General features: G+C 70.3%; 28 protein-coding genes and 1 riboswitch. Of the genes, 16 read left to right on the top strand and 12 right to left on the bottom strand.

Features of this window, described 5'->3' with window-relative positions; genetic code table 11:
- Positions 1–12 precede the first annotated feature (12 nt).
- On the top strand, positions 13–2013 hold the full coding sequence (locus tag HLK59_RS02735; RefSeq protein WP_171139546.1) for a dehydrogenase E1 component subunit alpha/beta: 2001 nt from the start codon (positions 13–15) through the stop codon (positions 2011–2013).
- A 167-nt stretch (positions 2014–2180) separates the two neighbouring features.
- Here the strand turns inward: HLK59_RS02735 and HLK59_RS02740 are convergent, their stop codons facing one another.
- Positions 2181–3227, bottom strand: a complete 1047-nt coding sequence (locus tag HLK59_RS02740; RefSeq protein WP_171139547.1) for a cyclase family protein — start codon at positions 3225–3227, stop codon at positions 2181–2183.
- A 164-nt stretch (positions 3228–3391) separates the two neighbouring features.
- On the opposite strand from HLK59_RS02740, the gene HLK59_RS02745 reads away from it, so the two are divergent.
- Entirely contained in the window at positions 3392–3790 is a 399-nt protein-coding gene (locus tag HLK59_RS02745) for a nuclear transport factor 2 family protein (RefSeq protein WP_171139548.1), read from the top strand.
- Between the two features lie 31 nt (positions 3791–3821).
- A complete protein-coding gene (locus tag HLK59_RS02750; protein ID WP_171139549.1) occupies positions 3822–4241 on the top strand; it encodes a nuclear transport factor 2 family protein in 420 nt (139 codons plus the stop codon).
- A 59-nt stretch (positions 4242–4300) separates the two neighbouring features.
- Here the strand turns inward: HLK59_RS02750 and HLK59_RS02755 are convergent, their stop codons facing one another.
- On the bottom strand, positions 4301–5971 hold the full coding sequence (locus HLK59_RS02755) for an NAD(P)/FAD-dependent oxidoreductase (protein WP_171139550.1): 1671 nt from the start codon (positions 5969–5971) through the stop codon (positions 4301–4303).
- 181 nt (positions 5972–6152) lie between these two features.
- On the opposite strand from HLK59_RS02755, the gene HLK59_RS02760 reads away from it, so the two are divergent.
- From HLK59_RS02760 to HLK59_RS02785, 6 genes are all read left to right on the top strand, one after another.
- On the top strand, positions 6153–6545 hold the full coding sequence (locus HLK59_RS02760) for a carboxymuconolactone decarboxylase family protein (protein WP_171139551.1): 393 nt from the start codon (positions 6153–6155) through the stop codon (positions 6543–6545).
- Positions 6546–6611: 66 nt separating this feature from the next.
- The gene (locus tag HLK59_RS02765) at positions 6612–7352 is read left to right on the top strand and encodes an SDR family NAD(P)-dependent oxidoreductase (protein WP_171139552.1); all 741 of its coding nucleotides are present in this window, start codon (positions 6612–6614) and stop codon (positions 7350–7352) included.
- Positions 7353–7406: 54 nt separating this feature from the next.
- Positions 7407–8603 carry an FAD-dependent oxidoreductase gene (locus HLK59_RS02770; RefSeq protein WP_171139553.1) on the top strand — a complete coding sequence of 399 codons (1197 nt, stop codon included), beginning with the start codon at positions 7407–7409 and terminating at the stop codon, positions 8601–8603.
- A gap of 37 nt (positions 8604–8640) precedes the next feature.
- Positions 8641–8835 (top strand): ferredoxin, encoded by a 195-nt coding sequence (locus tag HLK59_RS02775; RefSeq protein WP_171139554.1) that lies wholly within the window; start codon positions 8641–8643, stop codon positions 8833–8835.
- Positions 8836–8887: 52 nt separating this feature from the next.
- Positions 8888–10126 carry a cytochrome P450 gene (locus tag HLK59_RS02780; protein WP_171139555.1) on the top strand — a complete coding sequence of 413 codons (1239 nt, stop codon included), beginning with the start codon at positions 8888–8890 and terminating at the stop codon, positions 10124–10126.
- 98 nt (positions 10127–10224) lie between these two features.
- Positions 10225–11166 (top strand): SDR family NAD(P)-dependent oxidoreductase, encoded by a 942-nt coding sequence (locus tag HLK59_RS02785; RefSeq protein ID WP_171139556.1) that lies wholly within the window; start codon positions 10225–10227, stop codon positions 11164–11166.
- Positions 11167–11521: 355 nt separating this feature from the next.
- On the opposite strand, the gene HLK59_RS02790 is transcribed toward HLK59_RS02785, so the two are convergent.
- The gene (locus tag HLK59_RS02790) at positions 11522–12979 is read right to left on the bottom strand and encodes an MFS transporter (protein WP_171139557.1); all 1458 of its coding nucleotides are present in this window, start codon (positions 12977–12979) and stop codon (positions 11522–11524) included.
- Positions 12980–13493: 514 nt separating this feature from the next.
- Between HLK59_RS02790 and HLK59_RS02795 the strand changes: the two genes are divergently transcribed.
- Positions 13494–13679 carry a PEP/pyruvate-binding domain-containing protein gene (locus HLK59_RS02795; RefSeq protein ID WP_171139558.1) on the top strand — a complete coding sequence of 62 codons (186 nt, stop codon included), beginning with the start codon at positions 13494–13496 and terminating at the stop codon, positions 13677–13679.
- On the top strand, positions 13643–14266 hold the full coding sequence (locus HLK59_RS02800) for a hypothetical protein (protein WP_171139559.1): 624 nt from the start codon (positions 13643–13645) through the stop codon (positions 14264–14266). The genes HLK59_RS02795 and HLK59_RS02800 overlap by 37 nt, the downstream gene beginning before the upstream one ends.
- 21 nt (positions 14267–14287) lie before the next feature.
- Here the strand turns inward: HLK59_RS02800 and HLK59_RS02805 are convergent, their stop codons facing one another.
- Entirely contained in the window at positions 14288–15541 is a 1254-nt protein-coding gene (locus tag HLK59_RS02805; RefSeq protein ID WP_171139560.1) for a serine hydrolase domain-containing protein, read from the bottom strand.
- Between the two features lie 327 nt (positions 15542–15868).
- Here HLK59_RS02805 and denD point away from each other — a divergent pair, with 327 nt between their 5' ends.
- The gene (gene denD, locus HLK59_RS02810; RefSeq protein ID WP_171139561.1) at positions 15869–16888 is read left to right on the top strand and encodes a D-erythronate dehydrogenase; all 1020 of its coding nucleotides are present in this window, start codon (positions 15869–15871) and stop codon (positions 16886–16888) included.
- 29 nt (positions 16889–16917) lie between these two features.
- Here the strand turns inward: denD and HLK59_RS02815 are convergent, their stop codons facing one another.
- Both HLK59_RS02815 and HLK59_RS02820 read right to left on the bottom strand, forming a co-directional pair.
- Positions 16918–17226, bottom strand: coding sequence for a hypothetical protein (locus HLK59_RS02815; RefSeq protein ID WP_171139562.1), 309 nt, complete (start codon positions 17224–17226; stop codon positions 16918–16920).
- Positions 17223–18041 (bottom strand): phytanoyl-CoA dioxygenase family protein, encoded by an 819-nt coding sequence (locus tag HLK59_RS02820; protein WP_171139563.1) that lies wholly within the window; start codon positions 18039–18041, stop codon positions 17223–17225. Before HLK59_RS02820 ends, HLK59_RS02815 begins: the two co-directional genes overlap by 4 nt.
- 70 nt (positions 18042–18111) lie before the next feature.
- Between HLK59_RS02820 and HLK59_RS02825 the strand changes: the two genes are divergently transcribed.
- On the top strand, positions 18112–18897 hold the full coding sequence (locus HLK59_RS02825) for an AraC family transcriptional regulator (protein WP_171139564.1): 786 nt from the start codon (positions 18112–18114) through the stop codon (positions 18895–18897).
- A 74-nt stretch (positions 18898–18971) separates the two neighbouring features.
- On the opposite strand, the gene HLK59_RS02830 is transcribed toward HLK59_RS02825, so the two are convergent.
- On the bottom strand, positions 18972–19325 hold the full coding sequence (locus HLK59_RS02830; protein ID WP_171139565.1) for a VOC family protein: 354 nt from the start codon (positions 19323–19325) through the stop codon (positions 18972–18974).
- Between the two features lie 60 nt (positions 19326–19385).
- Positions 19386–20471, bottom strand: a complete 1086-nt coding sequence (locus HLK59_RS02835; RefSeq protein ID WP_240982166.1) for a hypothetical protein — start codon at positions 20469–20471, stop codon at positions 19386–19388.
- A 294-nt stretch (positions 20472–20765) separates the two neighbouring features.
- Between HLK59_RS02835 and HLK59_RS02840 the strand changes: the two genes are divergently transcribed.
- Positions 20766–21554, top strand: coding sequence for a heparin lyase I family protein (locus tag HLK59_RS02840; protein ID WP_171139567.1), 789 nt, complete (start codon positions 20766–20768; stop codon positions 21552–21554).
- On the opposite strand, the gene HLK59_RS50745 is transcribed toward HLK59_RS02840, so the two are convergent.
- Entirely contained in the window at positions 21539–21817 is a 279-nt protein-coding gene (locus HLK59_RS50745; protein ID WP_240982157.1) for a hypothetical protein, read from the bottom strand. The two genes, HLK59_RS02840 and HLK59_RS50745, sit on opposite strands and share 16 nt — an antisense overlap.
- Positions 21818–21956: 139 nt before the next feature.
- Positions 21957–22424 carry a hypothetical protein gene (locus tag HLK59_RS50750; protein ID WP_240982158.1) on the bottom strand — a complete coding sequence of 156 codons (468 nt, stop codon included), beginning with the start codon at positions 22422–22424 and terminating at the stop codon, positions 21957–21959.
- Positions 22425–22500: 76 nt separating this feature from the next.
- Between HLK59_RS50750 and HLK59_RS02850 the strand changes: the two genes are divergently transcribed.
- A complete protein-coding gene (locus tag HLK59_RS02850) occupies positions 22501–22932 on the top strand; it encodes a hypothetical protein (RefSeq protein ID WP_171139568.1) in 432 nt (143 codons plus the stop codon).
- Between the two features lie 2 nt (positions 22933–22934).
- Here HLK59_RS02850 and HLK59_RS02855 read toward each other — a convergent pair whose 3' ends face one another.
- Positions 22935–23324, bottom strand: coding sequence for a Dabb family protein (locus HLK59_RS02855; RefSeq protein ID WP_171139569.1), 390 nt, complete (start codon positions 23322–23324; stop codon positions 22935–22937).
- A gap of 80 nt (positions 23325–23404) precedes the next feature.
- Here HLK59_RS02855 and HLK59_RS02860 point away from each other — a divergent pair, with 80 nt between their 5' ends.
- Positions 23405–24031, top strand: a complete 627-nt coding sequence (locus HLK59_RS02860; protein ID WP_171139570.1) for a TetR/AcrR family transcriptional regulator — start codon at positions 23405–23407, stop codon at positions 24029–24031.
- Between the two features lie 79 nt (positions 24032–24110).
- Here HLK59_RS02860 and HLK59_RS02865 read toward each other — a convergent pair whose 3' ends face one another.
- Positions 24111–25028, bottom strand: a complete 918-nt coding sequence (locus HLK59_RS02865) for a cobalamin-binding protein (protein ID WP_171139571.1) — start codon at positions 25026–25028, stop codon at positions 24111–24113.
- 206 nt (positions 25029–25234) lie between these two features.
- A riboswitch (cobalamin riboswitch) is annotated at positions 25235–25309 on the top strand.
- Positions 25310–25337 lie beyond the last annotated feature (28 nt).

Genomic DNA, 25337 nt, shown 5'->3' on the forward strand with positions numbered 1-25337 from the left:
GCGAGGACGCGCATGACGACCGAGGCACCGCAGCAGACCACGACCGGATCCGCGCACGCGGATCAGCTCCTGGAGATGTACCGCCGGATGCGCCGCATCCGCCGGTTCGAGGAGCGGGCGTCGGAGCTGTACAAAGCGACGGAGATTCCCGGCTTCCTGCACCTGTCGATCGGCCAGGAGGCCAGTGCGGTGGGCGCGTGCTGGCCGCTCGGCCCCCGCGACGGCATCACCTCCACCCACCGGGGCCACGGCCATGTGCTGGCCAAGGGCCTGGACTCGGCGTCTATGATGGCAGAGCTCATGGGGAAGGAAGCGGGCACCTGCCACGGACGGGGCGGCTCGATGCACATCGCCGATCCCGGACTCGGCATCTACGGCGCCAACGGCATCGTCGGCGCCGGACTGCCGATCGCCGCCGGAGTGGCGACCGCGGCCAAGCTGCGCGAGGCGGGCGACGTGGTGGTGGCGTTCTTCGGGGACGGCGCGGTCGCCCAGGGCATGTTCCACGAGGCCGTCAACCTGGCCGCCGTATGGGATCTGCCCGTCGTCTTCCTCTGCGAGAACAACCACTACTCCGAGTTCTCCCCGGCCGCCGAGCAGCACCGGGCCACGCTCGCCGCGCGGGCCGCCGGTTACGGCATCGGGTACGCGCACGTCGACGGCAACGACGTGCTCGCGGTGGCCGGGATGATGACCGACGTGGTGGCACGGCTGCGGGCCGGAGGCGGTCCGGTCCTGGTGGAGGCCGAGACATACCGCTGGCACGGCCACTACGAGGGTGACCCGGAGCGGTACCGCGCCCCCGAGGAGGTCGCCGCCGCCAAGGAACGCGATCCGCTGCTGATCGTCCGCCGGCATCTCGCCGACGCGGGCGTCGCGACCGCGCTCGCCGACGCCGTGGACGAGGAGATCGACAAGGAGATCGAGGCGGCGGTGCGGTGGGCCAGGAGCATGCCCGAACCCGCGCCCGAGACGCTCCACGACTACGTCTCGGCCCCGCGCCCGGCGCTGCCCGAGCCCGCCGCGCCCGCGGCCGGCGGGGAGATCTTCCGCACGATGGACGCCGTACGACTGGCCCTGGAGCACGAGCTGACGGCCGACCCGTCCGTCTTCGTCGCCGGCATCGACGTGGGCGCGGGCGGCAACGTCTTCGGCCTCACCAGGGGCCTCGCCCAGGCCTTCCCGGGCCGGGTCCGCGACACGCCCATCAGCGAGAGCGCGATCCTCGGCACGGCGGTGGGCGCGGCCATGGCCGGGATGAAGCCGGTCGTCGAGATCATGTACATGGACTTCATCGGTGTCGCCCTGGACATGCTGCTCAACCAGGCGGCCAAGCTGCGCTTCATGACCGGCGGCCGGGCCTCCATGCCGCTGGTGGTGCGCACCCAGTTCGGCGCCGGACGCTCCTCGGGCAGCCAGCACTCGCAGAGCCTGGAAGCGCTGCTCGCGCACATCCCCGGGCTGACCGTGGTGATGCCGTCCAACCCGGCCGACACCTACGGCCTGCTGCGGGCCGCCATCCAGGACCCCAACCCGGTGGTGTTCATCGAGAACCGGCTCCAGTACGGCTTCAAGGGCCCCAAGCCGCCGGCCGACCACACGGTCCCGCTGGGCCGGGCCAAGGTCGTCCGCGAAGGCACCGACATCACACTCGTCTCCTGGTCGCGCATGGTGCAGGACGCCCTCGCCGCCGCCGAGCTGCTCGCCGCGGAGGGCGTGAGCGTGGAGGTCGTCGACCTGCGCACCGTCGCCCCGCTGGACCGCGAGACGGTGCTCGCCTCCCTGGCCAAGACCAACCGCCTCGTCATCGCGCACGAGGCGGTACGCGACTTCGGCGTCGGGGCCGAACTGTCCGCCCTCGCCGTCGACGAGGGGTTCTGGCACCTGGACGCACCCGTCACCCGGGTCGCCGCGCCCCCGATGCCCGCCCCCTACACCCCCTCGCTGGAACGGCTGTGGCTGCCCTCGCGCGACACCATCGCCGACACACTGCGGCGCATCGCGGCCGTGTGACGTGCGGTGCGGGGCGTGCCCGTCGGGGCGCGCCCCACGCGGGGACGCATGACAAAGGGATGGCCCCGGGACGAATCCCGGGGCCATCCCCTTGTGCGCTCCGCCGCCGGCCCGGCCGAATCGGCAGGACTGGACACGGGCCGACGGCGGATCCGATCGCGGTCCAGTCAGACCGTCGCGACCGGAGTGAGCGGGCTGCCCTGGGTGCCGGGCAGGTTCAGCGGGGGAGCGGTGAGGAGGAAGCGGCTGCGGTTGTGCTCACGGAGCCAGGCGGCCAGGTCGTGCAGGTACCACAGCTCGCCCATCGGCACGCCGAGCTTGAACAGGCACAGGTGGTGCAGCGGAAGCAGCGTGTGCGGGCCCTGGGCCTGGGTGACGCCCACGCCCTCGATCGCGTAGTTGTCCGAGGCGATCGCGGAGATCTGCGACTCGGCGACCCATTCGAGCAGCTTCGGGTCGTCCGCGTCGAGGTAGGCCGCGGTCTGGTGGATGGCGACCGGGTCGGGGTTCTTCTGCCAGGCGAGGACCTGGGTGGCGAAGCCGGTGTGCAGCAGCAGGATGTCACCGGGCTCGACCACGACGTTGTCGGCCGCCATGATCTCCTGGAGCTGCTGGAAGTTGACCGGCTGGTAGCCGGTGCCCAGGTGGTGCGCGATGTCGATGAGGACACCGCGGCCCTGGACGCCGTGCTGCGCCATGTGCTCCAGGCCGAGGTGGCGCGCGAAGCTGAGGCTCCCGCTGCCGTCGCCCTTGGCGTCCTCCGCGGGGCCGACGAGGTCGGAGTCGGCCCGGTAGCCGTTGTAGTAGATCGCCTCGGCGACCCCGTCGCCGTCGGCGTCGAACTCGGCGCCCTGGTGGGCGAGCGCGTCCCACTGGGTCGAGTACTGAAGCCACAGGGTGACCACGTCGTCCGACCACACGTCGATCAGGTCGGGCGAGAAGTGCTCGCTCGCCTTGATGTTGTAGAAGACGTCCTGCTTGTGCTGGAGGTCCTCGGTGGGCCTGAGGATCGGCGGGTAGCGGCGCTGGTTCAGCGAGGTGCCGCCCGGATAGTCGAGCGGCAGGCTCAGGCTGAAGGTCACCCCGTGCTCGACCTCCCGCACCCCTTGCAGCACCTTCTCGGCGGTGAGCAGGTTGATGCGCCCCAGCTCGTCGTCCTCACCGAAGTCTCCCCAGGTCGAACCCGGCGGTCGCTGCTTCCAACGCTTCGTCACGATAAACGCCTCCTTAGGCGACGGTCCCCGTCGACAGTCGTCCGCATGCTATTTCGAATGTACCGGTCGGTCAACAACTCTGACGATCTAGAATTTTAGCCTTCATATTGGCGTCGACAGTCAATAGACTGACTGGTCGAAACATCTACCACTTGGAGAGACCGATGAGCGAATCCACACAGGCGTGGGTCGCGGCGGGCGTGCGCGCCGTGCTCGGAGCACACACCCAGGCCCAGGACGCGGGCCGCACCGACGAGATCGTCGCGCTGTACACCCCGGACGCGGTCCTGGAGCTGCCGGGAACGGACCCCCTCCAGGGCCACGACGCGCTGCGTGAGGCCTTCAAGGGGTGGGAGCCGACACAGCCCCAGCTGCACCTGGTGACCAACACCGTCGTCACCTCCTCCGGCGCCGACGAGGCGACGGCGGCGAGCGACGTGGCCTTCCTCCAGCGCGGCGAGTCGGGCTGGAGCGTGCTGGTCACCGGGCACTACGACGACACCCTGCGCCGGGTCGACGGCACCTGGCTGCTGTCGCACCGCAAGACGACCTACCAGGTCTGACAGCCCGCCGCCCCTACCACCTTGGAGTGAGATGAGCACCACTTCCTTCGACGACCGGGCCGACGCCGAGGCCGCGGTCGCGGCCGGCGTACAGGCCGCCATCGGCGCCTACGCGCAGGCCCTGGACTCCGGTCGCACCGACGACATCGCCGAGTTGTTCACCCCCGACGGAGTCGCCGAGATCGCCGGCATCGCCACCTTCGAGGGCCGGGACGCGATCCGCGAGGGCTACGCCGGCTTCGCGCCGACGCAGCCGCAGCTGCACCTGACGGCCAACACGGTCGTCACCGCGGTCGGCGAGGACGAGGCCACGGCCGTGAGCAACCTGGCGTTCTTCCAGCGCGGCGAGTCGGGCTGGAGCGTGCAGGTGGTCGGCCGCTACGACGACACCTTGCACCGGCACGACGGCGCCTGGAAGTTCCGGCGGAGGGTCACCACCTTCCAGCCCTAGCGGGCCGCCGGAACCCGGAACGCCCGTACCGCCTCAGGCGGTACGGGCGTTCCGTGCGGTCAGGCCGTGGCCGGTCCCGCGGTGCCGTCCTGCGCCTTGGAGAAGGTGAAGGCCGGGAACTCGTTCTCGACGGACTCCTTGATCAGCTCCTGGAGCTTCCAGCGTCCGGTCGGGTTGAGCAGCTGCTTGACCGGCTTGCCGGGGATGTTGGCGCCGTAGAAGTAGCTGCTCTTGAGGAAGGAGGACTGGCCCGCGCTGTCGTTGACCAGATCCGTCCACTCCTGCTCGGCGGCGGACGTGACCTCGACGACGTCATGGCCGTGGTCCCGGCCGTGGACGAGCAGGTCCATGACGTAGTCCACCTGGTCGCCGGAGTAGCGCGGGTTGTTGCCGAGCGCGCCGTGCGGGCCGCCCGGGAAGTAGAAGTTGGGGAAGCCGGCCGTCGTCACACCCAGGTAGGTGGACGGTCCCTCGGCCCAGTACTCCTCCAGCGGCAGGCCCTGGCGGCCGCGCACCCCGAGCCGGTTGAGAGCGCCGGTGCCGAAGTCGTAGCCGGTCGCCCAGATGATGATGTCGAACTCCTGGTGGCCCTCGGAGGTCTCGATCCCGGTCTCGGTGATGCGGACGATCGGCGTCTCGTTGATGTCGACGAGCTCGACGGTCGGCTTGTTGTACGCCTCGTAGTAGCCGGTGCCGAACGGGGGCCGCCGGCCGCCGTAGCCGTGGCCCTTGGGGACGAGCTTCTCCGCGGTCGCCGGGTCCTTGACGATGGAGCGGATCTTGGCGGCGATGAACTCGCAGAACTCCTCGTTGACCGTGGCGTTCGTGGTCATGTCGTAGTAGTGCTCGGAGAGCTTGGTGAAGCCGGGGCTGTTCCACTTCTGCTCGTAGAACTCCTGGCGTTGCTCCGGGGTGTCCTCCAGGCCCGATCGCATGGTGATCTGGTGGAGGAAGCCGCTGGGCGAGGCGTTGAGGGTGTCCCGGATGGACTCGAAGTCGCCCTTGAGCCCGGCCTGTTCCTCGGCGGTGATCGGCCGGTTGTTGAGCGGGGTCAGCCAGTCGGCCACCTTCTGGTACACCGTCAGCTGCGCGACCTCGTCGGCGATCGCGGGCACGATCTGGACGCCGCTGGAGCCGGTGCCGATCTGGGCCACGCGCTTGCCGGCGAAGTCCACGGGCGTCTTGGGCCAGCGGCCGGTGTGGTGCTGCTCGCCGCGGTAGTCCTCGCGGCCCGGGATGCCGGGGGTGAACGGCACGGACAGGATGCCGGTGGCGGCGACGACGTGGCGCGCCCGGTGCTCGGTGCCGTCCTCGGTGCGCACGGTCCAGGTGCCGGACGCCTCGTCCCACACCGCCGAGGCCACCTTCGCGCCGAACACGAGGTGGCGGCGCAGGTCGAACCGGTCGACCACGTAGTTGAAGTACCGCTCGATCTCGGGCTGGCCGGCGAAGTGCTCCGACCACTCCCACTCCTCCCACAGCTCCTTGGAGAACAGGTAGCCGTAGGTGTAGCTCTCGGAGTCGAAGCGCGCCTCGGGGTAGCGGTTCCAGTACCAGGTGCCGCCCACACCGCTGCCCGCTTCGAGCAGCCGCGCCGAGAATCCGGCGTCCTGGGCCCGGTAGAGCTGGTAGATGCCGGTGACGCCGGCGCCGATGACCAGCACGTCGACAAGGTCGCCGAGGCCACCGGGGTCCTGGTCCGCCGGGCTGGTCTTCGTGGTTTCGCTCATGGTGCTCTCCCGCGTGAGCCTGGATTGTTATGTCGACCGGTCAGTCGAATAATGAGGCTGAGAGTAGAGGAGGGGTCGGATTCATTCAATGGATGTGAATCTCCTCCAGGGTCATTGATTGTACCGACCGTCTGGTCTAACTTTCGCTCAGGGACGCGACGACGCGCAACAGGAGTCAGTCATGAGTGACAAGAGTGTCGAGGAAGCCACTGATCTGCGGGCCGCGGGCTGGAAGGCCATGCGGGCGGCACTGCCCGGCGTGTTCCCCGAGGAGGACGTCGACCTGCGGGACGGCCGCCTCGGCGAAGAACTCGTCGACATCGGTCTCACCAGTGTGTGGGGGGCGCTGTGGGGCCGCGAGGGACTCGCCCCACGTGACCGCAGCCTGGTCACGCTCGGCATCCTCATCGCCCTCGGGGCGGAGACCGAGCTGAAGACCCACGTCCGCATCGGGCTGACGAACGGGCTGTCCCAGGACGAGATCGCCGAGGTCATCTACCACTCCAGCGGCTACACCGGATTCCCGCGCGCGGTCGCCGCGCGCACCGCCGCCCGCGAGGCCCTGGAGGGCTGACCACAGCCACCGGCCGGCGCGTGAGCCCCCGGCCACCCCCACACCACAGCACACGAGGAGCCACACATGTCACTTCAGGGAAAGGTCGCGGTCGTCACCGGCGGCGCGCGAGGCATCGGACGCGGGATCGCGACCGTACTCGCGGCGAAGGGGGCCGCGGTGGCGGTCTGGGACCTGAACACCGAGGGCGCCGAGAAGACCGTCGCCGAGATCCACGAGGCGGGCGGCAAGGCCGTCGCGGTGGGCGGTGACGCCGCCGACGCGGCCGCCGTGGCCCGCTCCGCCGCCCGCACCCGCGAGGAGCTCGGGCCGGTCACGATCCTGGTCAACAACGCGGGGACGACCGCGTACGAACCCTTCACCGGCATCAGCGAGGCGGCCTGGGACCGCATGATCGGGATCAACCTCAAGGGCCCGTTCCTGGTCACCCAGCAGCTGATCCCCGACATGATCGAGGCGGGCTGGGGCCGGATCGTCAACATCTCCTCGTCGTCCGCCCAGACCGGCGCACCGGCCATGGCGCACTACGCGTCCTCCAAGGGCGGCGTCATCGGCCTCACCAGGGCGCTGGCGGTCGAGTACATAGGGCAGGGCATCACCGTCAACCACGTCCCGCCGGGGTTCATCGACACCCCGCTGGTGCGCCAGGGACCCGTCGACGTGGACGCCGTCGCGGCCACGATGCCGATGAAGCGCGCCGGAACGCCGGAGGACATCGCGCACGCCGTCGCCTACCTCGCGTCGGAGGAGGCGGGCTACGTGACCGGCCAGACGATCAGCGTCAACGGCGGGCGCTACTTCTACTGACCAGCCCGCACGCCCCGCACCGAACACCGCACCAACGCTGCACTGGAGCCGACAATGAGCATCGAGGACGACGTCAGGGCTCCCGCCCACGTCCTGGTAGTGGGCGCCTCCGCGTCCGGACTGACCACCGCGGAGGCGCTGCGCCGCAAGGGCTACGAAGGCCGGATCACGGTCCTCGGCGACGAGCCGCACGCGCCGTACGACCGCCCGCCGCTGTCCAAGCAGGTGCTCTCCGGGGCCTGGGAACCGGACCGCGCCGCCCTGCGCACCCAGGACCTGCTCGACGGTCTGGACGCCGAGTTCGTCCTCGGTGACCCGGCGGTCTCCCTGGACACCGCGAACCGCACGGTACGCACCGGGTCCGGACGCGAACTGACGGCCGACGCCGTCGTGATCGCCACGGGCGTCCGGCCGCGCACACTGCCCGGCCAGGCGGGCCTGTCCGGCGTGCACGTCCTGCGCACCCTCGACGACTCCCTGGCCCTGCGCGAGGAACTCCTCGGCGCCGCCCGTCTCGTGGTCGTCGGCGAGGGCGTCCTCGGCTCCGAGATCGCCGCCACCGCCCGCACCCTCGGCCTGGACGTCACCCTCACCGGTCCGCTGGCGGCACCGATGGCCCTCCAGGTCGGCCCGCTGGTCTCCGGTGCGCTGGGCGAACTGCACACCGAGCGCGGGGTACGGCTGCGGCTGGGCACCGGCGTCGAGGGGTTCACCTCGGCGGCGGGCCGGGTCACGGGCGTACGGCTGAGCACCGGCGAGGAACTGCCGGCCGACGTCGTGGTGGTCGCCATCGGCGCCGTACCGGCCACCGACTGGCTCGTGGACAGCGGCCTCGAACTCGACAACGGCGTGGTGTGCGACTCCCGTTGCCGCGCCGAGGAGGGCGTCTACGCCGTGGGCGACGTGGCCCGCTGGCACCACGAGCACCTCGGCCGGCTGATCCGCCTGGAGAACCGGACGAACGTCACGGAACAGGCCGCGGCCGTCGCGGCGGGCATCCTCGGCGACGAGCGGCCCTACACGCCGGTGCCGTACTTCTGGACCGACCAGTTCGACGCCAAGCTCCAGGTCCACGGATTCCTGCCCGCCGACGCCGAAGTGGACGTGGTGGAAGGCGAGTTGGCCGCCCGGCGATTCGTCGTCCGGTACCGCAGCGAGGGCCTGGTCACCGGTGTCCTCGGCTGGAACATGCCCAAGCAGACACGGCTGCGCCGCCAGGAGGTCGTCGACGCCCTCGCCGTCGCCCTCTGAGCCACGCCCCACCCACGTCATCCCCAGGAGAAGAACCATGAAGGTCGTCATCGACGAAGAGAAGTGCGTGGCCGCAGGACAGTGCGTGGCCGCCGCCATGGACGTGTTCGACCAGCGCGAGGACGACGGCATCGTCGTCCTGCTCGACGAGAACCCGTCGGACGAACTGGCCGACGACGTCCGCAACGCCGCCGCGGTGTGCCCCGCCCTGGCCATCCGCATCGAGGAATAGTCCCGCCCGCACCTCACCCCTTCCCCCCACCCCCATCACCGGAGGAACCACCATGGCTGAGGCAGACATCCAGCAGGCCGCCGACGAGGCCACGTACTTCTACCAGGACGACCGGGACGCCAAGTGCCCGTTCGCCCCACCGCCGGGGTTGCGCGCCCTGAACGAGGAGGGCCCGGTCTCCCGGGCCCGGATCTGGGACGACAGCACCCCCTGGCTCGTGACCGGCCACGCCGCGCAGCGGGCCATCCTGTCCGACCCCCGGGTCAGCTCGGACGACAAACGGCCGGGGTTCCCGTACCCGAACAGGGCCATGGCGGAGACGGCCCACCATCACCCGCTGACGATCTTCAACGCGGACGGCGCCGACCACACGCGGATCCGCCGCATGATGACCCGGCCGTTCACCCGCCCCCGGATGGAGGCGCTGCGGCCGGACATCCAGCGGTTCACCGACGAGCTCATCGACAAGATGCTCGCCGGTCCCAAACCGGTCGACCTGGTGACGGCACTGTCGCTGCCACTGCCCTCGCTGATGATCTGCGCGCTGCTCGGCGTGCCCTACGAGGACCACGACTTCTTCCAGGAGCACGCCTCCTTCGCCACCCGCAGCGACAAGACGGCCGAGCAGCAGAACGCGGCGAACCAGGCGCTGGGCGGCTACCTGGCGGCGCTGCTCCAGAAGAAGATGGAAGATCCCGCCGAGGACGTCCTCTCGGACTTCGCCGCGCGGATCAAGGACGGGGACCTCACCCTTCCCGAGGCGACCCTGCTCTCCATGATCCTGCTGATCGCCGGCCACGAGACCAGCGCCACCATGATCACGCTGGGCACCGCCCTGCTGCTGGAGAACCCCGACCAGATCGCGCGGCTGCGCGGGGTCGAGGACACGAGGGAGGCCGCGAACGCGGTCGAGGAGATCCTGCGCTATCTGACGGTCGCCACGTTCGGGCAACGGCGTATCGCCGCCGAGGACTTCGAGTTCGAGGGCGCGCAGATCAAGGCCGGCGACGGCATCGTCGTCCCGCTGCCCGCCGGCAACTGGGATCCGGAGGCCTTCCCCCAGCCCGAGAAGCTCGACCTCACCCGCAAGGCCACCCATCACCACGCCTTCGGCTGGGGCATCCACCAGTGCCTCGGCCAGCAACTCGCCCGTATCGAGCTCCAGGTCGTCTACGGCACCCTCTACCGGCGGGTGCCGACCCTGCGCCTGGCGGTCGACCGTGACCAACTCGAATTCCGTCCGGCCGATGCGCTCGCCTTCGGCATCAGTGAACTGCCGGTGACCTGGTAGCCGGGGAGCCGGGAAGCCGTTCCATCGATCCGCGGGTCCCTTCCGAACGGGCGGGACCCGCGTCCGCATCCGCACACGCTGTACAACAGGAGTCAGGCATGAGCGAGTTCAGCTTTGAAGGACGCGTCGCGGTCGTCACCGGCGCGGGCCGGGGGATCGGCCGGGCCCATGCCCGCCTTCTCGCGGCGCGCGGGGCGAAGGTCGTCGTCAACGACCTGGGTGGGTCCATGGAGGGCGACGGCTCGGACGTCAGCCCCGCGCAGAAGGTCGTAGAGGAGATCACCTCGGCGGGTGGCGCGGCCGTGGCCGACACCCACGACGTCTCGACGACGGCAGGAGGACAGGCCATCATCGACACCGCGATCGAGAACTTCGGCCGCGTCGACATCCTCGTCAACAACGCCGGGATCATCCGATGGGCCGGCCTGCCCGAGGTCGACGCGGAGAACCTGGAGCGCCACCTCGCGGTACACCTCGTCGGTTCCTTCAACACGCTGCGCGCCGCCTGGCCCCACTTCGTGGAGCAGAACTACGGGCGGGTCGTCCTGACGACGTCGAGCGGTGTGCTCGGACTGCCCAACAACCTGTCCTACGCGGCGGCCAAGGGCGGCACGATCGGACTCGCCCGCAGCGCGAAACTGGCGGGCGAACCGCACAACATCAAGGTCAACCTCATCGCTCCGGCGGCCATGACCCGCATGGGCGGCGGGCCCGAGGAAGAGCCCACGGAGGCGGTCCCCGGCCAGCCGTACATGCCGTCCGACGCGGTCGCGCCGATGGTGGCGTATCTCGCGCACGAGAGCTGCCCGGTCAGCGGCGAGATCTACACAGCGGGCGCCGGCCGCTTCGCGCGCCTCTTCATCGCCTCGACCGAGGGCTACGTCCACCAGGGCGGCCCCGCGACCATCGAGGACGTGGCGGGCAACTGGGACGCCGTCAACGACGAGAAGGGCTACTACGTGCCGACGGACCTGATGGCCTGGTCGGGCACGTTCCTCCAGCACCAGTTCGCGCCGATCGCGGATTCCGCGAACTCGTAGGCGAGCGGCGGCGACACGGCGAGGGGGCGTGTCGCCGCGGCGCCGTGGCGTGGACGGTGAGAGGCGAAGGCCGGGCGGAGCGCCCGGCCTTCGTGCTGTGCGAACCAAGCGCCGTCGCAAGGACGGTGTCCGGCGGCTGGGAGGCCCGGGAGTGGTCGGTCCGCATCCGCATACCGTCCTTCCGCGTGAGCCGGTCCGAGAGCGTGAGCCGCCGCTCGGCCGCCGGTGGGGGAGGGGTCTGCGGCGTTGTGGGAACGCGGCACGGGACCGGCCCCGAGCCGCGTCCTCGCTGCCCGAAGGGGCGTGGAGGACGCGGCGATCGGAGCCGGTCCCGTGCGGTGCGTGCCGAGGCAGGTCAGGCCGCCTGGCCGACCTCGGCCTCGTCGAGGCGCTTGCTCCTGGGGATGAGGAGGACGAGCAGGGCGCCCAGCGCGCAGCAACCGACCACGAGCCACAGACCGTTGGTGAACCCGGTGTCCAGGTAGAACTGCGTGCCGTGCATGACCGCCCCGTGCTGGGCCATCACCACGAACGCCACCTGGGAGACGACGATCTGGGCCACGCCCTGACCGAGGGTCTGGGCACCGTTGGCCAGGGCCTGTTCCTCGGGGGTGACCGCCTCGATGATCATGATCGGCACGATGGCCATGACGATGCCCGTGCCCAGTCCGGCGATCAGACCCATGCCCACGATCTGGGGTGCGCTGTGGTGCAGTTGGGTGCCGATGCCGTAGCCGAGGACCGTGAGGGTGGAGCCGGCGCCGAGCAGGACACGTGCGTCCAGTCGGCGGGCCAGCCAGCCGGTGCCGACGGCGGCGATGATGATCATCGCGCTGATGGGGCTGGTGACGATGGCGTTGTGGGTGCCGGACCAGCCCAGGCCCTCGGAGACGCCCGGTATCTTCGGCATCAGGATCAGCATCTGGATCACGACACCGACGGCGCTGAGCGAGCCGGCCGCCACCGACGTGGCCAGCAGGACGGTCCACACCTGGCGGCGCCCGGTCATGGACAGCGGGAACAGGGGCTCGGCGACCCGTCGCTCGACGAACACGAAGGCGACCAGGGCGATCAGCGCCCCGACGATGTACGCGGCGAACTTTCCGCTGCTCCAGCCCCAGTGCGAGCCCTGGCCGACCGCGTAGACGATCGCCGTGACCGCTCCGCCGAGGAGGAGGCCGCCGGTCCAGTCCATCCGGCCGCCTCTCTCGCGGACCGGGCTCTCGGGCACGAAGACGGCCACCAGGGCGAAGCTCACGGCGGTGCTGATGGCCATGAACCACAGCACGCCGCGGAATCCGTAGTCGTCCAGGAGCCAGCCGGACAGGAACGGTCCGCCGAAGGCGACGAGGCCGACACCGCCGGCGAGGATGCCGCTGGCGAGTCCGACCCAGCGGCGGGGGAAGATGTCGCGGGTGATCGCGTAGGCCAGCGGTGCCGTGGCCGCGTAGACGCCCGCGATGCCGCGCCCGATCAGCAGCGTGCGGTAGTCGGTGGCGACGGCGGCGATCAGGTCGCCGACGAATCCGAGTCCGGTGGCCAGGAGCAGGACCTTCTTCTTGCCGAACAGGGCCGCGGCCTTGACCGCGAACGGCAGGAAGAAGGTGCCGGTCAGCAGGGTCATCAAGGTGAACCACGCGATGTCCGTGGTCTGGAAGTGGATCGCCACCTCGGCCTGCGCGATGCCGGACAGGGCGGCCATCAGGGCGACGAGTTGGACGGTCCACACGAGGGCGACGACCACGAGGACGTTGCGTGTGGTGGAGGGGGATCTTTCCTGGGCCGGCTGAGCGGCTGTCTGCGTCTGGGGCATCGCGGCCTTCCGGGGGAGCGGTGGACCGGAGCGCGGCTCGGGTCCGGTGGTGGGGACGGGGTGGGGTGCGGCGGTGTCTGTAGGGAGCTCGATGCGGCTGCCGGAAAGATAGACCCAACGGTCGGTACAATCAATGAAGCACGCAAAACGGCGAACCCGTGGACGGGCGTATCGCGCCCACTGTCGGCCGGCACGGCTGTGAACAGGCCTTTCGTCGCCATCGCCGAAGAGATGCCCTGCGTGTGTGGCCGGATCCTTGTCCCGTTCAGTGGGACGGGCACCCCTGCCAGGCAAGTTGCTTGACTTAAGGAAGCACCGGGCGGGCGAAGGATTTCGCCGTCACGGGCGCCAAGGCCGCGAACCTGGCGCGCTCGGCCATCGCCGGACTGCCGGTGCTCCCCGGTTTCGTGCTGGTGCCCGGCGAACGCGCCCCGGACATGCCCACGGGCGAGGACGCGGTACGTACCCGCTGGGAGGCGCTCGCCAAAGCGGCGGGCGCCGAGGAGCCCTGGTCGTGCGGTCCTCCTCGGCCCACGAGGACACCGAGGACTCCTCCACCGCGATGGCGGACGACGGAATGGCGGTCCTGGTGCAGCCCATGCTGCGCGCGGCCATCGGCGGCGTCATCTTCACCGCCGACCCGGTGGCGGGCCGGAGGACCGCATGCTGGTCAGCGCCGTCGCCACGGTTGTCCCGCTGACGCGCTTCTCCCGCCTGGAGGACGTGCGCCGCAGACTGGAACAGAGCCGTGCAGCCGGGCAGAACCAGTTCCGCTGGGTGCGCTCGGTGGACATGCAGGAACTGGACGGCACCCAGCGCACGTTCGTGTTCGTGCCCGTCCTGATGGCTGCTGGAGCGGCGCTGTCCGGCCTCGCGATGGTCATCCAGGAACTGGCCGGTGCCACCGCCCGCCCCGGCGCGGAACGCCGTCCGGCCGGACGCCTGGCGGCCCTGACCGCACCGGAACTCGGCCCCCGCGACACCAAGAGCGTCCTGGAGGCCCGCCCGGCCGTCACCCCTGCGCGCACCGGACGCAGGGCGACTGCCGCCGCGGGCGCCGTCCAACTCGCCGCCCAGGACCTGTGGGAGACCTGCCGCCGCTCCACCGCCGCCCTGAACGACGAGGCCACGCTGAGCCGCCTCGACGACGGCGTCTACAGCGCTGTGATCAGACCGGCCCTGCCCTCCCACGACGTCATGCGGCTGCGTGGCTGCGTCGAGGACGCGAGCACCAACCGCACGACGGCGACGGTCCTGGGGGAGGGACAGGCGCACTCCAGGCGCTGACGCCGCGGTCGGCCTCAGCCGTCACCACGCCGCCGGAACCTGCGCCATGACAGGCCGCTGGCGCGTGGGGAGCGGGCGGTCGTACACGTTGTCCGGCGTCACGATCTCAGTGATCGCCCGGGCGAGCAGCGAGGACGGCTCCTGGCCCTGATAGGTGATGTCGGTGTTGAGCATCAGCACCAGAGTGGCCTTCTTCGAGGGCAGGTAGACGGTCACGGTCTGGTACCCGGGGATGGAGCCGTTGTGCCCGATCCAGCCGCCGCTCTCGAAGATGCCCAGGCCGTAGCTGGTGCCGGGGTGACCGGTGGGCAGCATCGTGAGCCGCTGCGCCTGGGTCCGCGGCCGCAGCAGCGTGCCGGTGGCGACGATCTTCGCCCAGCGGCGCAGGTCGTGGAGGTCGGAGATCATTCCTCCGGCCGCCCATGCCCAACTGGGGTTCCAGTCCGTGCTGTCGGTGACCTCACCGGTCAGCGTCTGGTTGGTGTAGCCGCGGGGATGCGGTCGGGGGAACTCGAAGTCCCGCGGGAACAAGGTGTGGGACAGGCGGGCGGGACGCAGCACCCGCCTCTCGACGAAGTCGGCGAGGCGCTGCCCGCTCACCTTTTCGACCACCAGGCCGAGCAGGATGAGGTTGGTGTTGGAGTACTCGAACTGCTTGCCGGGCGCGAAGGTGTTCTTGTGCTTGAAGCCGTACGCCAGCACCTCCCGCGGGGTGAAGGAGCGCTTGGGGTCGCTCAGCAGATCGTGCTGGAAGACGGCGTCCGCGGTGTAGGGGAAGAGGCCGCTGCGCATCTCGGCGAGATGACGCAACGTGATCCGGTGCCCCTTGGGCACGCCGTGGATGTAGTCGGAGATCGGGTCGTCGAGCCCGACCAGACCGTCGTCGACGAGCTTGAGCAGCGCGGTGACCGTGAAGGTCTTGGTCTCGCTGCCGATCCGTACGAAGACGTCGGAGGCCATCGGCTCGCGGGTGGCGGTGTCGGCGACGCCGGTCGCACGGACGTAGCTGCCCTTGCCCGGCATCCACAGTCCGGCGACGACACCGGGGATGCCGGCCTGCTCACGGACCTGCTCGATGGCCTTGTCGAGGCGCGAGGCCAGCTCAGGGTCGAGTTCGTGCGCCGGGCAGTCGTCCGGCCGGGACGGATGAGAGGAATGGGATGGGTGGGCCGCGACGGCCTGCGCCGCCGTCGCGGGAGTCGCCACCATCGGAGCCAGCACGGACGCCACGAGCAGCGCTGCGGCCAACGCACGGCGGGCGGGGATACGTTTCACGACTCGGTGCCTCTTCCAGGTCTGGGTCGGGGCAGCCACGTCACCATCCGGGGCGTCGGCGCAAGTCGTGCCCAGGGCCGCCCTCCACACGAGTCCACCCGTTCGGCGCCCCACGGGTCGCTTGGACGCACTACGCCGGAGCACGTCGGAGTCGTGGTCCCCCTGACCGGCGTCATCACCGAGGTCGCGATCGAGACACGGACACACCGACACACCGACACCCACCGGTGGGAGCAGGGCGCTGATGACGGACCGCGAGTGCTGTCGGGACGCGGCTGGGTACGCCATCGTGGGAACCACCGGCTGTCTGGTGAGGGAGAGTGGCAGGTGAGGGTCGTCGTGACGGGCGCGTCCGGGTTCTTGGGACGCCTGCTGGTGAGGGAACTCCTACGGACGCGGTCCTTCGCCGCGGCACCGATCACCCGGCTGGTGCTGGTCGACCGTGTCGCCCGGCCCGATGACCCGCTGGTCGCGGACCCTCTCGTCGTAGAGCCTCTCGTCCAGGTGGTGAACGGCGACATGGTCGACCACCTCGGCGAGGTGTTCGCGGAACCCGTGGACGTGGTGTTCCACCTCGCCGCAGCGGTGTCCGCCGAGTGCGAGGCCGACTTCGACCTCGGGATGCGCGTCAACGTGGACGCCACCCGCGCACTCCTCCAGGCGGCGCGGGCGCAGTCGGTGAGCGGCGGTCCGGTGGCGCGGGTGGTGTTCACCAGCAGCCTCGCCGTCTACGGCCCCTTGCCGGCGCGCGGGCTCCCGTTCCCGCCGATGGTCAGTGAGACGACGTTGCCGGCACCCCGATCGAGCTATGGCACACAGAAGTTGATGTGTGAGCACCTCATCGCGGACATGACCCGCCGCGGCTTCGTCGACGGCCGTGTGGCCCGGCTGATGACCGTCGCGGTACGGCCGGGCAGGCCGAACGCGGCCGCCTCCGGTTTCGTCTCCGCGATCATCCGCGACCCGCTCGCCGGACGCCCGACCGTCTGTCCTGTCGCCCCCGATCTGAAGGTCGCCCTGGCCTCTCCGCACAGCACGACCGAGGCCGTCCTCCGTATCGCGGAGGCCGGGCACGGCAGCGGGCCAGGACAGGTGCAGGGGGCGATGCCGGTCAACGTGCCCGCCCTGACCGTCTCGGTGGCCGACATGCTCGCCACGCTGCGGACAGTGGCGGGCGCCACGACCGCCGACCTTGTGACCGTCGCACCTGATCCCGCCGTGGAGGCCGTCGTCGGCTCCTGGCCCGCGGCCTTCGACAACCGTCGTGCCGCGGACCTGGGCCTGATGCCCGACGCGAGCTTCGAATCGGTGGTGCGGGAGTACCTCGCGGAGCACCCGAGACGGTAGCGGATCCCTCGCAGTGGATCTCTTGCACCTCACACGACGAGCTTCTCGAAGAAGAACTCGTGCTTGAGGAAGGACGTTTCGTGCTCCGCCCCCGGATACGGAGGGATGAGCTGGGAGGCCTGGAAGAGCCGCCAGCCGTCATGGAGGGCGGCGACACCGGTGCGGTACGGGGGTTCGTCGCTGTCACCGGTGGTGGGGGAGGTGGTGCCGGTGCCGTCGTAGCGGGCCCAGCCGACCACGTTCGAGTCGAGGGCCGAGGTGGCCAGGTACAGGACGAGCACCTGCTGGCGCGTGGTGCCGGTGGCGGTCGCGGTCGTCTCGCTGTCGGCGACGGTCATGCCTGGCTCCTCAGGGCGGGCCGGTTGGCGATACGGGTGGCCCAGTGGTCGATGTCGAAGCCGGGCTCACCGGTCAGGGCGCGCCACAGCTGGATCCGGTTGTGGATCTCCAGCCGGCCGGTGGCCCCTTCGTACCAGGGGAAGGTGCGTCCCAGTTCCGAGGGCACGGCGGGGGAGTCCAGATCCGAGACGTCCCACAACCGCACCTGGGGCACCGTCGGGTTGAAGCGGATCTTGTACATGTGCCGGACGGTGTCGCTGTCGTTGCGCCGCCCGCCGTGCCAGATGCCGTGGTGCAGCAGCATGACGGTGCCGGCGGGACAGGTCAGCCGGGTCTGGCCGAGCAGGTTCTGATAGCGGCCGGTGTCGGACTCGTTGGTACGGCGCAGATGGCTGCCCGGTACGACCAGCGTGCCGCCCATGTCCGCGGCGACTTCCTGCGGGTAGTACATGAGCTGCACATCGAACGCGTCGGGACGCACGTCGATGATGGCGTCGGCGTGCAGCGGCTGCGCGCTGCCCTCGTGCGGCTCGCGGGTGTGGACGAAGTGATGGTCGACGGTCGGGTCCGCTCCCACCAGGCTCTCCAACGCGCCCGCCACGGCGGGCAGTTCGACGAGGCGTCGGGCGAAGGAGCCCTCGGGGAACGCCTTCGGCACGGGCGTGCCGTACGGCACGGCGGGCAGCCCGGTGGCGAAGACGCCGAGTGCCTCCTCGTTCATCTCCCGAGGCACGATGCCGTCCAGGCGCAGGAAACCATGGGCCACGAACCGTGCCACCTCGACGGAGTTCAGCAACTTTCGTGTGGTTGACATACGACGACCGTAGAAGTCACCGTCGTCCCTGTCGTGGGCTGTAATCGGCGACCGCTGGTAATTTTCCACCATGCAGCAACTGGTGGAGCTCGCCCTGGACCAGCCGCCCCAGGTGGCGAACGCGGGCGTGGGCGTGCACGGATCGGCCGGCCCGCACGAGGTGTTCCGGCTGCCGAGGCTGTGGCAGCTCCACCTGTACAGCTACTCCGGCACGCTGGAGTTCGGCGGTGTCTCCCACCCGATCCGACCCGGCCACGTGAGCCTGGTGCCACCCGACACGGAGGTCCACTTCCACTACGACGCCCCGCGCAGCGAGCATCTGTACGCCCACTTCCGGCTGCCGGGCGACGGCGAGCGGCGCGGCGTTCCGGCGATGCAGGATGCCGGTACGGAGGCGGCGGTGCTGAGCGGACTGCTGCGGCAGACGGTCGCGGCGAGCACGCAGTCCCCGGCGCGGGCCTCCGCGGAACTGTGGACGGTGCTGTGGCGCACGACCACGCTGACCGGCGCCGGAGGGAGCAGCCCCGGCCCCCGGCACCCCGCCCTGCGGACGGCCATGGCGCACATCGAGGAGCATCTGGCCGGCCCCCTGAGCATCCCCGCCATCGCCCGCGCCGCGGGTGTCTCGCACACCCACCTGACCCGGCTGTTCCGCGAGGACACCGGGTCCACGGTCGTCGGCTACATCAGGCACCGTCGCATGGAGCGCGCCCGGCATCTCCTGATCGCCTCGACCCTGGCCATCCCGGCGATCGCCGCCGCGGTCGGCATCTCCGACCTCCAGGCGTTCAACAAGACCTGCCACAAGGAACTGGGTGCCTCACCGCGGGCGGTGCGGCAGGCTGCGAGTGGGTGAGCGGAGCGGGCCAGGGGGAGCCGGCACGTCGGGGCAGCGTGTGACAGCACGTCACCGACCGCGCGACGAGGAGGTCAGGCGGGCTGCCACAGCTCGATCCGATGGCCCTCGGGATCGGTGACCCAGCCGAACCGGCCGACCCCCTCCATGTCCTGTGTCTCCTCGGCCACATCGGCTCCCTTGGCGCGCAACTGCCCGAGCATCGCGTCCAGGTCGCGGACCCGGAAGTTGAGCATGCTCTGCTGGGCACGGGACCCGAAGTAGTCGGTCTCGGACTCGAAGGTGGCGAACACCGTCACCCCGGCATCCTGGCGCCACAGGCCGTGCTCATCGGCGTCCAGGCCCAGGCAGTCGCGGTACCACGCGTTCAGGGCCGCGGGGTCGGCAGCCCGCAGGAAGTAACCACCGATTCCAAGCACACGTTCCATGCCGCCACATCCTGCCAGCACGGTGCTCGCGAGGTCTCGCACCACACCACCCCTGTGCCGCTATCGGCGCTCCTTGTACTGCCGCCACTCGCGACCGCCGTCGTGAGAGACCCACAGCCCCTCGCCCTTCACCAGGTCGTACGTGGCCGTCGTCGCGTCGGCGACGCCGTAGAGCGTGCTGCCGTCGACGGTGAGCGACGTGAAGGCCGCCGGTGTCCTGACCTTGTGGAAGGTGCGGTTGGTGCGGTCGTCGGCGAGCCAGTAGCGGCCGCTCTCCTCACCCACGAGCAGCCGTCCGTCCGCGAGCAGCGCCAGGACCAGCGACACCGGGCCACCCTTCAGGGCCTTCCAGGGAACGCCACCGGCGAGGACCGTCCGCCAGTGTTCGCCGTCGTCCGTCGTCACCAGCAGGCCGAGCGCGTCCTCGCCCTGGGTGAGGGACAGCGCCGCGGTGCCGCCCCCTGCGACGAGGACGCCTCCCGAGTCCGTCTTCGGGGCGGACTTGGAGCCGACGGTGCGGCCGTCACGCTGCCATACGAGACGGTTGGGCTCATCGGTGAGGGGCTGTTCCAGGCTCCAGACCGTGCCCCGCTCGTCGACGGCGAGGCGGATGGCGGCGTCCGACACCCCGGCCGGGGGTGATGCGGTGCGCGTGGCCGGACGGTAGACGAGGGTGGGCTCCCATTCGGCGAGCACGATGTCGCCGGGGCGGGTGCGCGTCGGTGTGTCGGTGACGACGACCTTGTGCCGCTTGCCGCTTACGTCGAGCAGGTACGCCCCCTCCGCCCCCTCTCCGGACGGCACGCGCACGAAGCCTCCGGCCACCCCCTTGAACGCGGTCCGCGCCGCCTCCGCGTCCCCGTGTTCCGCGTGCTCGGCGACCGTACGGCCGTCAGGACCGACGATGCGCCAGGCGAAGGCGGCCGGCCCCTCGTCGTCCTCGACGTTGCGGACGTCGTACGACAGGAGCAGCGAACCGTCCTCCGCCCGGGCCACACCGGTGGGCGCGCCGGCCGCCTCGATGACGTCGGCGGGGCGTGGGTGAGGATCCTCGATGACGCGCTTGTACTTCGCCTCGCGGTCGCCGGGGCTCCCGTCGTCCATTCCGGCCGCACCGCAGGCGGCCACCGCGACCGCCGCGCTCATCGCGGTCACGAGCCTGAGCGTCCACGTCCCACGTCTTCTGAGCCACACCATTGCCGCATCCTCGCACGCGTCGGCGGCCTTGCCTGACAGGCCGTTTCCCTGGCCGGAAACCGTCCTGAGGGCTTGGGTTCATCGGTCTGGACCATTGACCCGACGTGGTCGGGACGCCACTCTGTACTGCGCTGGCGGATGCGTGAGTGAACATCGGTCATATCTGTGAACTCGCTATTGGGTATGCGACCCCGCCGCACCCCCGTGCACGTCCACCCCCCACTCACAACGAGGTGAACGGTCATGAGCACCACGCGAAGAAGCCTCCTCGGCGCCGCGCTCGGCGGTGCGGCCGCCGCGACGGTCGGTCTTCCCGCCTCCACCGCGCACGCCGCCTCCTGGCAGCTGAAGTGGTCCCCGTCGGCGAGCCGCGACGGACTCGGCGCCTTCGAGACCATCGAGGACGACCGCGCCGACTCCCACCCGTCCGGCGCGCCGCACATCTACACCACCGGCAACAACTGGCGCTTCAGCATGCACACCGTCGACCGGGACACCTCCACCGACCGCCAGCGCCACGAGGTCACCGGCCTGCGCAACGGCAGCGGCGGCGCCTACCTCAAGTGGACCGAGGGCCAGACCTGGCGGGTCACCTACTCGATGTACATACCGAGCTCCCTCAAGGCGACCACCAGCTTCACCCACATCATGCAGATGAAGCAGCCGGGCACCGGTTCCTCGCCCGTCGTCGTGCAGTCGCTGCGCCGCGTGAACGGCGTCCAGACCATCGAGTTGAAGCAGTTCACCGACGACATCCTCATCGGCCGCACCGAACTGGAACCGCTGCACGACCGATGGATCGACGTCGACTTCCAGATCAAGGTCGGCAACGGCTCGGCGGGGTCCCTGCGCTGGATCCTCAAGAACGGCTCGACCACGGTCCTCGACAAGTCCCGCACCGGCATCGACACCTTCCTCGCCGACCGCGTCCGCCCGAAGTGGGGCATCTACCGCTCCCTGGGCGACACGTCGGGCTCCCTACAGAACTGCTATCTGCTCCTCAGTAACATGCGCGGCTACCAACTCGTCTGACAGGTCCGCCAACGGGCGTGCAGGACCCCGTCGTTGTCGGGCATGACCGCAGTGCGCAGCGGCTCAGATTCACACGCATCCATGGAAAGCAGTACGGCAGCGCGGGCTCTGGACATCCGGGCGGTCAGTTCCGGGAAGTACTCCTGGTCGGCGATGGCACTGTGGATGCGGCCGTCGTCCTCCTGCCACACCCCTTCGGCGAGACCGTCAGCGGGGAGGGACCGCAGGACGGCGACGAAATTGCTCGACAGCGAGGCGGGCACGGGGAGTCAGGCCGGCGCGAAGGGAGTCGAAGCTCTCGCCGTGAGCCGATGCCGTCGTGAGGCGCCTTCGAGATACATCTCTTCCGGTATCCCGGCCCGGCCGGTGACGACTGGCCTGTGCAGTTCGGCCCAGAAGTCGTCATCGGCGGGCCGCTGGATGTCCTGGCCTTCCCGCTCGGCCTCGAATGCGTATGGGGGAGCCGTCTAGGGGTTCTGGAAAGAGCCCGAGCTCGCGTGTGTGGGCCAGCGCCTCCTCGCAGGGCAGGTTGCTGCTGACGCAGAGGTACTGGTCCCACCCCACGTGGACCGCGAACGACTCCTCCACCTTCAGAGCGACAGAGAGCGGCACCCGCGCCCCGTCGTGGAAACCGGCCCGGCTGGACGGGAAGATCCCGTCCAGCCCGAAATCGTCCACCGCGGGCTCGACACCGAAGTGTGCGAGGAAGGGAACCTGCGGTTCGCGTACGGCAAGGTGAGCGATGCCGGTGTCCGCGGCGAAGGCGGCGACCGCCTGGAGGTAGGCAGCCTCGACCTCGCCGTGGTCGCTGTCCGTGTCCTCGGGACCGGTGTAGTGGCCATACCCGTCGCGGTACACGAAGGTCGGCACGGCCCCCGTCCTGCACAATGACCGTTGCCTCCCGCTCGACGGCGTGTGGCTGATCGCAGGTGAAGGGTGGGGGCGTGTGGACGAGGGTGAGGACCAGATCCTGGCCGATGAGCTGGCTGCGCTGGGCGCCCTGAGCGGGGGCAGCGGGCGCTTGACCGGGTTTGTGGCCAAGCTGATGAAGAAGAACGTCCATGAGATCGACCTTGTCGTCCCGTTGCCGTTCGACGAAGCCGTGAAGCATGTCGGCAGAGTGCTCGGAGGGGCGGGGCCGACGGTGGGAGCCATGCGTGCGGGGGACGCCGGGGACCAGGAGATGATCCGTGTCGTCACCGGTGGTGGCGCGGGCGGCCTGAATCCTGTCGTGGTCACCGTGCTGGTGACGAAGGCCGCGGAGGACAGCTCGGCGGTGAAGCTTCGCGCGGCCGCCAAAGAGGGCTTGGTCAAGCAGCGAGCCGGAGAGAAGACCGCCACCCACCTCGCGGCGTTGCTCGGCGGCCGGAGCACGTGACCTCAGGCGGCCAGTAACGGGCCGAGTCCGGCGGCCCACTCCGGATACAGCGCGACCTTCTCCTCGTGCAGCGCGAGGATGTCCTCGGCCAGGGTGGGCGTCATGTCGTCGGACAGGTCCGGGCCGATGGCGATCCTGGCCAGGTGGGGCAGGATCAGCGGGTCGCCCTCCAGGTGCACCGGATCGTGCATGTACCGCCGCAGCGCCGGCAGGTCGGTGATGCCCACGCAGTAGGCGTGACTGAAGCCGTCGGGATCACCGAGGCTCTGGCCCACCGTCGAGAACGACACCGACTCGACAGAGCCCGTGCGTCGCATCACCGCGAGAACGTGCTCGCGTTCCTCATCGGTCGCGGTCTCCTTGAACGTGAAGCGCAGCATGTGGACGATCACGACTGTCCCGGCCTCCTCATGTGACTGAACCCGCTGGTTCAGAAAAGCGTTCTGACTGGTTCAGTCACTACACTGGACCCATGAGTTCAGAAGTGTCAACGGGTGCCGGACGTACGGCTCGTGGACGGATCGAGCGACGGCAGGCGATCCTGGACGGCGCGTTCACGGTGTTCGCGCGGCGCGGCTACGCCCAGGCGTGTGTGAAGGAGATCGCCCAGGAAGCGGGCGTCGCGAAGCCGACCGTCTACAACCACCTGACCGACAAGGAGAGCCTGTACCGCGAGGCCGTCGAGGCCGCCGCCGACCGGATCGGCGCACAACGCATCGCCGTTGTCGAGCAGCTGCGCGACGTCGCCGCGGACAGCGACCCGCGCGCGCCACTCACGATGGTGGCCCACGGCCTGCTCCAGGCGTTCGACAGCGAAGACGCCCGCGCCGTAAGGCAGTTGGCCTGCGCCCAGGCGGCACAGTTCCCCGACCTGGCGGTGACCGTACGCGAACGCACCGCGCTACAAGTGCGTTGCGCCCTCGCCGACCGTCTGGCCCGCCTGGTGCTCGCCGGCCGCCTGCGCCCGTGCGACCCGGAACTCGCCGCCGAGCACTTCCTCGTTCTGCTCACCGGCCCGCTGGAGTACCGTCCCGACGCCGCACCGGACACCCTCGGCGATGCCGCGGTGGACATCTTCCTGCGCGCTTACGGCACATGACGCCCGACCACCCGTCGGCTTGAGCCGCGGCCCGGGCGGAGAGTCCAGGGCAGAGAGTCGAGGGACCGTCCCCGATCCCTCACGGTGAGAGCAGGCGCGCCTCGGCCACCGTCACCTCGGCCCCGGTCCACACACCGTGCAGGACATGGGCCAGCACCTCCGCACCACGCACCACCCGCGGTCCGGGGCGGTTGAAGTAGGAGGGTCCGTCCAGCACCCAGACCCGCCCGGCCGCCACGGCGGGCAGGTCGGACCAGCCCGGCAGCCCGGTCAGCAGGTGCGCCTCGCGCAGGGTCCGCTCCGGAGGGAAGCCGCACGGCAGGACCAGCACCACATCCGGCCGCGCGGTGCGCACCGCGTCCCAGGTCATCGGTTCGGTGTGCTCGCCCGGCGCGGCGAGCAGCGGCTCTCCTCCGGCGGCGGTGATCTGCTCGGGGACCCAGTGCCCGGCGGGCCACAGCGGGTCCATCCACTCGACCGCCACGACCCGGGGCCGGGGGAGTCCGGCCACCGACGTACGGACCCGCTCCAGGCGATCTCGCCATGCGGCCCGGCGCCGCTCGGCGTGTTCGCGTACGCCGAGCAACTCGCCGACGGTGACCAGGCAGTCGAGTACGTCGTCGAGTGTGCGCGGCTCCAGGCTGAGGACACGGGTCTCCGCGTCGAGCAGGCGGACGGTGCGGCTGACCCTCTCGTAGGAGACGGCACACACGTCGCACAGGTCCTGGGTGAGGACCACATCGGGCCGCAGCGCCGCCAGTGCCTCGGTGTCGAGGGTGTAGAGCGACGACCCGGAGTGCGCCGAGCCGCCCACCGCGTCGGAGATCTCCCGGCTGCTGAGGGTGTCCTGGTCGAGGTCGGCCCCGGTCACCACGGGGACGTGGGCCACCTCCCGCGGTGGCCAGTCGCACTCGTGGGTGCGGCCGGCCAACTGCGCGGTCAGTCCGAGTTCGGCGACGATGTCGGTGGCGGCCGGCAGCAGAGAGACGATGCGCATGCCGCGACCCTACGACCCCGGCTCCGGCGACAGCCCGCGGGCCGTCGACGGACGCGTACGCGGATGGACTCGCTTCGCCGACGAACGGACGCCCGGCATCCGTCGCAGGTAAGCGTTGGGTGAGAGTGGGTTCTCGCCGACCTGTGCGGGATTGGCCATGTACCTGTCGAGAGGTAGCGTCGTCGCGATATCGACGACGGCCTCACGGAAGCCGGTGGGAATCCGGCACGGTCGCGCCACTGTGAACGAGGCGGCACACCCGCGTGCCTCGTGAGTCAGACCCGTGGCCGTCGTCCTGTGCACCACCGA

The organism is Streptomyces sp. S3(2020), assembly GCF_013044505.1.
Classification (GTDB): Bacteria; Actinomycetota; Actinomycetes; order Streptomycetales; family Streptomycetaceae; genus Streptomyces.